Consider the following 7,227-nt stretch of genomic DNA (forward strand, 5'->3'; position numbering starts at 1 on the left):
CCGAGCACCGGGTCTCCGTGCGCGCCGCCTTCGCCGCCCACACGCGCGGCGGCTGGCGGGCCGTCGGCCGCGACGACGCCGGGGTCCTGGTCCCGGGCGCCCCCGCGGACTACGCCGTGTGGCGTACGGACGAACTGGTCGTGCAGGCGCCGGACGACCGGGTGGCCCGCTGGTCCACCGACCCGCGCTCGGGTACCCCGGGCCTGCCGGATCTCACGCCCGGCGCGGAGCTCCCGGTCTGTCTGCGGACCGTGGTGTTCGGACAGACGGTCTTCGTACGGCCGGACGAGTGAGTTACCGGGGCGGCGCGCGTCCGATCCCGGTTCCGCGCCGTCCCGTACGACCTGCGCATCCTCCGCCCTGACCAGGAGACTTCGCGAAGAGTGCCAGGTCAAACGGCTGTTGACAGACCGCGGCGGTCGGCGGGTAGGTTCGGCCGGGTCCACCACCTTTCGCACGACCGGGCAGGCCCACGCAGTCGTAGAACGCAGTTCGGCGCCCGCGCCACGGGGTGCCGGAACGTTCCGGCCGGTCGGCGAGGTGCGACCCGGGTGGGGCCCGGGCGTTCAGTAGACAACGGCTTTCGGTCGACCCGCAGCCAGCGGGCCCCAGGTCGGCCCGAAGGACGTCCGGCCCCGATCCGCAGTGTCGGCCTGAACTGCGGTGCTCGCTATGGTGGTCCCCTGTGCACGGAAGTTCTAAGGGGAAGCTGTGAACGACGGCGGCGGGCGCAAGTTCGGCCCTCTGGGTACGGCCTTGGTGATCATCCCGACCTATGACGAGGCGGAGAACATCACGGGCATCGTGGGCCGCGTACGGGCGGCGGTGCCCGCGGCGCACATCCTGGTCGCCGACGACAACAGCCCCGACGGCACCGGCAAGCTCGCCGACGAGCTGGCCGCGGCCGACGAGCAGGTCCACGTCCTGCACCGCACCGGCAAGGAAGGCCTCGGGGCCGCGTACCTCGCGGGCTTCGCCTGGGGCATGGAGCACGGCTACGACGTCCTGATCGAGATGGACGCCGACGGCTCGCACCAGCCGGAGGAACTGCCGCGGCTGCTCACCGCGCTCAAGGGCGCGGACCTCGTGCTCGGCTCGCGCTGGGTGCCCGGCGGACGCGTCGTGAACTGGCCGAAGTCCCGCGAGTTCCTCTCCCGCGGCGGCTCCACGTACTCGCGCCTCCTGCTGGACGTCCCGATCCGCGACGTCACCGGCGGCTTCCGCGCCTTCCGCCGCGAGACCCTCGAAGGCCTCGGCCTCGCCGAGGTCGTCTCGCAGGGCTACTGCTTCCAGGTCGACCTGGCCCGCCGGGCCGTGAAGGTCGGCTACCACGTGGTCGAGGTCCCCATCACCTTCGTCGAGCGCGAGCTGGGCGACTCCAAGATGAGCAAGGACATCGTCGTGGAGGCCCTGTGGCGGGTCACCACGTGGGGCGTGGGGGAGCGGGTGGGCAAGATCCTCGGCAAGCGGCCCGACGCCCGCTGAGAGCGGTCCTGACCTCCCGCTTACGCCACGTGGACACGGCCCTAGGCACACTGGAGGCATGACCACAGGTACCCCGCCCCGCAACCGGCCCGCCGGAACCCGGCGCTCCCGGGTCCGTACGCTCCTGCCGCTCGGCGTCGCCGCATGGGTGGTCCTGGAGATCTGGCTGCTCACCGTGGTGGCGGGAGCGGTCGGCGGCTTCACGCTCTTCCTGCTCCTGGTCGCCGGCGTCGTCCTCGGTGCCGTCGTGATCAAGGCGGCCGGGCGCCGGGCCTTCCAGAACCTCAGCGAGACGCTCCAGCGCCAGCAGACGGGCACCCTGGAGGCCGGCGAGCAGCGCCGGCAGGGCAATGGGCTGCTGATGCTGGCCGGTCTGCTCCTGATCATCCCGGGGCTGATCTCGGACGCCCTGGGGCTGCTCCTGCTGGTCCCGCCGCTGCGCGCGGCGCTGAGCCGGTACACGGAGCGGACCATCGAGCGCAGGGTAAGCGCTGCGACTCCGGGCACGCTCGGTGACGCGTTCCAGCAGGCGCGCATGCACCGCCCCGACGGCACGGTGATCCAGGGCGAGGTGATCCGGGAGGACGAGCGGCCGCAGGGCCACGGGGGCGAGGCGGACCCGCGCCCGCCGATCATGCCCTGAGCGATCGGGACGGCAAACGGCCGGGGCCGGACACACGGTGTGTGTCCGGCCCCGGCCGTATACGTACTGCTGTGTGCCTCGCAGGTCAGGCCGACTTGCGGCTGTCCCTCGGGTGGACCGCGATGTTCATCGCACCCGAACGCAGGACCGCCAGACGCTCCTCGAGGACCTCTTCGAGCTCCTCGCGGGTGCGTCGTTCCATCAGCATGTCCCAATGCGTACGGGCAGGCTTCGCCTTCTTCTCCTCAGGGCCGTCACCGTCCACGAGAAGTGCCTGGGCCCCGCAGACCTTGCACTCCCACTCCGGCGGAATTTCGGCCTCCACCGAGAAGGGCATCTCAAATCGATGTCCCTTCTCGCATGCGTACTCCACGGCCTGGCGCGGAGCCAGGTCGATGCCGCGGTCCGTCTCGTAGCTGGTCACTACGAGGCGTGTACCGCGAAGAGCTCGCTCACTCATGAATCGTGCCTCCCGGGCTTGTCGCCCACAGGACAGGTGTCGCTGTCGTCGTCATCCGGTCAACGTCCGGTCGGCGGTAAAGATTCCCGTTCCGGGTCATGCGTCGCCGTCGTAGCCGCCCCTTGTTGTACCCACCAGTGCCCGGTTTGTCACATCTGACACCACATGTCACCGAGTGGTTCACATTCTTGACGTGCAGTAACGGTACGCCTGGCAGGCCAACCGCGTACACTACCGGCCTTTGCCTTCAGGTGCTAAATCCTGGCCGGTACGGGGTTTCCCGCGTCGCGGACTGCTTGGTGCACGGGTACCCGCGAGAGGAGGACAAAACCGATCACAAAGAATGCCACCAAAGACAGGATCGCGTCCCGGTAACTGCCGGTCAGCTGGTAGGCAAGCCCGAACACCAGGGGTCCCAGCCAGCTCATGCCCCGGTCGCTCATCTCGTACGCGGAGAAGTACTCCGCCTCCTTCCCGGCCGGCACGAGGTGCGAGAACAGCGACCTCGACAGGGCCTGCGTGCCCCCGAGGACGAGCCCGATGCCGACCGCCAGGGCGAAGAACCACGTCGACGATCCCGCCGGAAGGAAATAACCGGCCCCGATCGTCATCGTCCAGGCGATCAGGGAGCCGAGGATCGTGCGCTTGGCCCCGTAGGTTCGGGACAGCCTGCCCATCGCCAGCGCCCCGACCACCGCCAGGATCTGCACGAGCAGCACCGCCGTGATGAGTGACGACTGGCCCAGGCGCAGCTCTTCCGAGCCGTAGACGGATGCCTGCGAGATCACCGTCTGTACGCCGTCGTTGTAGACGAGATAGGCGAGAAGGAAGGAGAGCGTCCGCGGATAGCGGCGCATGTCCTTCACCGTGGCCACGAAGTGACGCAGGCCCGTAGCCGTACTGCCCGGCGCGCGCGTCGAGCGCCGGTCGCGCAGGCGGCGCAGCGGCACCACCGTGAAGGCGCCCCACCACACGCCCGCAGAGGCGAGACAGATGCGCACCGCCGTCGACTCCGAGACGCCGAAGGCGTCGTGGGACGAATACAGCACCAGGTTCGCCACGAGGACGAGGGCGCCGGAGGCGTAGCCGAAGGCCCAGCCGCGCGAGGAGACCGCGTCCCGCTCCTGCGGAGTCGCGATCTGCGGCAAGTAGGCGTTGTAGAGCACCATCGACACGGCCAGCGCGGAATTCGCGACGACAAGGAGAGCGCCGCCGAGCAGATAGCGCTCCCCGTCCAGGAAGAACATGCCCGCCGTCGCCGCCGCGCCTATGTAGGCCGAGACGGCCAGCAGGGGCTTCTTGCGGCCGCTGCGGTCGGCTGCCGCGCCCGCGAGCGGCATCACGAAGACCGACAGGAGCACCGAGAGCGAGACGGTGTACGCGAAGAAGGAGCCCGCGCGGATCGGGATCCCCAGGGGGTGCACGAAGCCGTCGGCGTCGGCCGCGGCCTTGGCCACCGAGGTGAGGTAGGGGCCGAGGAAGACCGTCAGGACGCTCGTCGAGTAGACCGAACAGGCCCAGTCGTAGAAATACCAGCCGCGCTGTTCACGCCTGCGGTCGGCGAGGGCGGTGGCCCCGGTCGCCGTCTCCCGCGCGGTGTCGGTGCCCACCCGTGTCCCCTTGTTGTCCCCGTGGTCCGCGCCGCGGGGTCTCAGATCCAGGTTCCCCGGTCCTTGAGGACGTCGCGCAGCGTCTCGATGTGATCGGAAACTATGCCATCGACCCCGAGGTCGAGAAGACGTCGCATCTCGTCCTCGTCGTTGACCGTCCAGACGTGGACCTGCAACCCGCGCGCGTGAGCGGCCCGCACGAACCGCTCGTCGACCACCCGCACCCCGTACTGGGCCACGGGTACCTGGGCGCACACGGCGGAGCGGCGCAGCCCGGCCGGAATCCCGTACGACCTCAGGCGCAGGCCGAGCACGCCCTTGGTGCCGTACGACGTGGCGAGGCGCGGGCCCGCGAGCGCCCGGGCCCGCGCCACCCGGGCCTCCGAGAACGAGCCGACGCAGATGCGGTCCCACGCGCGCGTGCGGCGGATCAGGTCGAGCAGGGGGACCAGCGCGGGCTCCGCCTTGACGTCCACGTTCCAGCGCACGTCCGGGAACGTCTCCAGCAACTCTTCGAAGAGCGGCACCGGTTCGCTGTCCGCCACGCGCGCGTGCCGTACGTCGTCCCAGGGCAGGTCGGCGATGCGCCCGCTGCCGTCCGTGACCCGGTCGAGGGTCTCGTCGTGGAAGGCGACGAGTCGTCCGTCGGCCGTGGCGTGCACGTCCGTCTCGATGTACCGGTAGCCGAGGCCGACGGCGCGGCGGAACGCGGTGACGGTGTTCTCCAGGCCGTCGGCCGCCCCGCCGCGATGAGCGAGGGCGAGCGGACCGGGATGGTCGAGATAGGGGTGGCGTATGTGCGCGGTCACCGTCGCAGTATCGCCCGCCGGGGTGACGCCCCGGCGACCACGGTCGAGCCGGCGGGCGGCGCGTCGACGGCGAAGACGCGCAGGAAGAACTGAGCCAGTGGGCCGATCGCCAGCGCGTACAGGACCGTGCCCACGCCGATCGTGCCGCCCATCAGGAAGCCGGTCGCCACGACCGCGATCTCGACGGCCGTCCGCATCAGGCGGATCGAGCGGCCGGTGCGCCGGTGCAGGCCGGTCATCAGTCCGTCACGCGGGCCGGGACCGAACCTGGCCGCGATGTAGAGGCCGGTCGCGATCCCGTTCAGCACGATCGCCGCCACCATCAGCGGGATGCGCGCTCCGTAGCCGTGCACATCCGGGACGACGGCGAGCGTGGCGTCCATGGCGAGGCCGACGACGAAGACGTTCGAGACCGTGCCGAGGCCGGGGCGCTGGCGCAGCGGGATCCACAGCAGCAGCACGATCGCGCCCACGTAGATCGACACGACGCCGATGGAGATGCCGGTCAGCTCGGCGAGACCCTGGTGCAGCACGCCCCACGGCTCCAGGCCGAGCCCCGCCTCCACGAGCAGTGCCGAACTGGCGCCGTAGAGGGCCAGGCCCACGTAGAGCTGGACAAGTCGACGGATGACGGAGCCGCCGGACGGTGTGGACGTCGACGCGGACAAGAGGTGCCCCCTGTAGTGGTAGTGGCCTGCCACATGACACTCTGTGGCTCGGGAATGGATGCCAACCATGGCCAATTCCGGGAAGGTGGACTGGTCTGCATGGCCCAGTGGACTTCGGCGATCGGCTCGACCCAGCTCGCGCGGCTGCTGACCTCGCAGCAACCGCGCCCCGCGGGTTCGGGAGCCCGCCGCCCGGCCGCCTACCGGGCCCTGGCGGACGGCATCCGGCTGCTGGTCCTGGAGGGCCGGGTGCCCGTGGCCACCCGCCTTCCCGCCGAACGCGAACTGGCGCAGGCGCTCTCGGTGAGCCGCACGACGGTCGCCGCCGCCTACGAAGCGCTGCGCGGCGAAGGGTTCCTGGAGTCCCGCAGGGGAGCGGGCAGTTGGACCGCCGTCCCCGCGGGCAACCCGCTCCCCGCACGCGGGCTCGAACCCCTGCCGCCCGAGACGCTCGGTTCGATGATCGACCTCGGCACGGCGGCCCTGCCCGCCCCCGAACCGTGGCTGACCCGCGCCGTCCAGGGCGCCCTGGAGGAACTCCCGCCGTACGCCCACACGCACGGCGACTACCCGGCAGGCCTGCCCGCGCTGCGCAGGATGATCGCCGAGCGCTACACCGCGCACGGCATCCCGACCATGCCCGAGCAGATCATGGTGACCACCGGCGCGATGGGCGCCATCGACGCGATCTGCCACCTGTTCGCGGGCCGCGGCGAACGCGTCGCCGTCGAGTCCCCCAGCTACGCCAACATCCTCCAGCTGATGCGCGAGGCGGGCCTGCGGCTCGTCCCCGTCGCCATGGCCGACGGCCTGGCGGGCTGGGACCTCGACCGCTGGCGCCAGGTCCTGCGCGACGCCGCGCCCCGCCTCGCGTACGTCGTGGCCGACTTCCACAACCCGACGGGGGCCCTCGCGGACGAGGAGCAGCGCCGCTCGCTCGTCGACGCCGCACGCTCGGCCGGCACGGTGCTCGTCGTCGACGAGACCATGACCGAGCTGTACTTCGACCCGGACCGGGCCATGCCGCGCCGCGTCTGCGCCTTCGACCCCTCGGGTTCGACGGTCATCACGGTCGGCTCGGCCAGCAAGGCCTTCTGGGCGGGCATGCGGATCGGGTGGGTGCGGGCCGCTCCGGACGTCATCCGCAGCCTGGTCGCCGCGCGCGCCTACGCGGACCTCGGCACTCCGGTCCTGGAACAGCTGGCCGTGAACTGGCTGCTGAGCACTGGGGGCTGGGAGTCGGCCGTGCAGCTGCGCCGCGAGCAGGCGCTGGACAACCGCGACGCGCTCGTGGCGGCGGTGCGGCGCGAGCTCCCGGACTGGGAGTTCGACGTGCCCGACGGCGGCCTGACCCTGTGGGTGAAGGCGGGCGGCCTGTCGGGTTCGCGTCTCGCCGAGGTCGGTGAGCGCGTGGGGGTGCGGGTGCCGTCCGGACCGCGTTTCGGCGTCGACGGCGCCTTCGAGGGGTATGTCCGGCTGCCGTTCACCGTGGGCGGTGCCGTCGCGGACGAGGCGGCGGCGCGCCTGGCGGCCGCGGCCCGGCTCGTCGGGG

At 71.3% G+C, this 7,227-nt stretch carries 8 protein-coding genes; 4 read left to right on the top strand and 4 right to left on the bottom strand.

Annotated features, from left to right (window positions below; all coding sequences use genetic code 11):
• The 3 genes from G3I40_RS30855 to fxsA all read left to right on the top strand — a co-directional run.
• The coding region (locus G3I40_RS30855) for an amidohydrolase family protein (protein ID WP_164305921.1) at positions 1 to 293 on the top strand (293 nt) is incomplete at its 5' end.
• Between the two features lie 418 nt (positions 294 to 711).
• Positions 712 to 1,485 (top strand): polyprenol monophosphomannose synthase, encoded by a 774-nt coding sequence (locus G3I40_RS30860; RefSeq protein ID WP_164305922.1) that lies wholly within the window; start codon positions 712 to 714, stop codon positions 1,483 to 1,485.
• Positions 1,486 to 1,543: 58 nt separating this feature from the next.
• Entirely contained in the window at positions 1,544 to 2,128 is a 585-nt protein-coding gene (gene fxsA / locus G3I40_RS30865; RefSeq protein ID WP_164305923.1) for an FxsA family membrane protein, read from the top strand.
• 85 nt (positions 2,129 to 2,213) lie between these two features.
• Here the strand turns inward: fxsA and G3I40_RS30870 are convergent, their stop codons facing one another.
• The 4 genes from G3I40_RS30870 to G3I40_RS30885 all read right to left on the bottom strand — a co-directional run bounded on the left by G3I40_RS30870 (position 2,214) and on the right by G3I40_RS30885 (position 5,744).
• On the bottom strand, positions 2,214 to 2,588 hold the full coding sequence (locus G3I40_RS30870; RefSeq protein ID WP_003977404.1) for an RNA polymerase-binding protein RbpA: 375 nt from the start codon (positions 2,586 to 2,588) through the stop codon (positions 2,214 to 2,216).
• A 254-nt stretch (positions 2,589 to 2,842) separates the two neighbouring features.
• Positions 2,843 to 4,198: an MFS transporter gene (locus tag G3I40_RS30875; RefSeq protein WP_164305924.1), complete on the bottom strand. Its 1,356-nt coding sequence runs from the start codon at positions 4,196 to 4,198 to the stop codon at positions 2,843 to 2,845.
• Between the two features lie 41 nt (positions 4,199 to 4,239).
• Positions 4,240 to 5,007: a glycerophosphodiester phosphodiesterase gene (locus G3I40_RS30880; RefSeq protein WP_164305925.1), complete on the bottom strand. Its 768-nt coding sequence runs from the start codon at positions 5,005 to 5,007 to the stop codon at positions 4,240 to 4,242.
• Positions 5,004 to 5,744: a hypothetical protein gene (locus tag G3I40_RS30885; protein ID WP_239092041.1), complete on the bottom strand. Its 741-nt coding sequence runs from the start codon at positions 5,742 to 5,744 to the stop codon at positions 5,004 to 5,006. Before G3I40_RS30885 ends, G3I40_RS30880 begins: the two co-directional genes overlap by 4 nt.
• Before the next feature lie 30 nt (positions 5,745 to 5,774).
• Here G3I40_RS30885 and G3I40_RS30890 point away from each other — a divergent pair.
• A partial coding sequence (locus G3I40_RS30890; protein WP_164305926.1) for a PLP-dependent aminotransferase family protein occupies positions 5,775 to 7,227 on the top strand: 1,453 nt, incomplete at its 3' end.

It is taken from the genome of Streptomyces sp. SID14478, from assembly GCF_010548525.1.
In the GTDB taxonomy this organism is placed as follows: domain Bacteria; phylum Actinomycetota; class Actinomycetes; order Streptomycetales; family Streptomycetaceae; genus Streptomyces.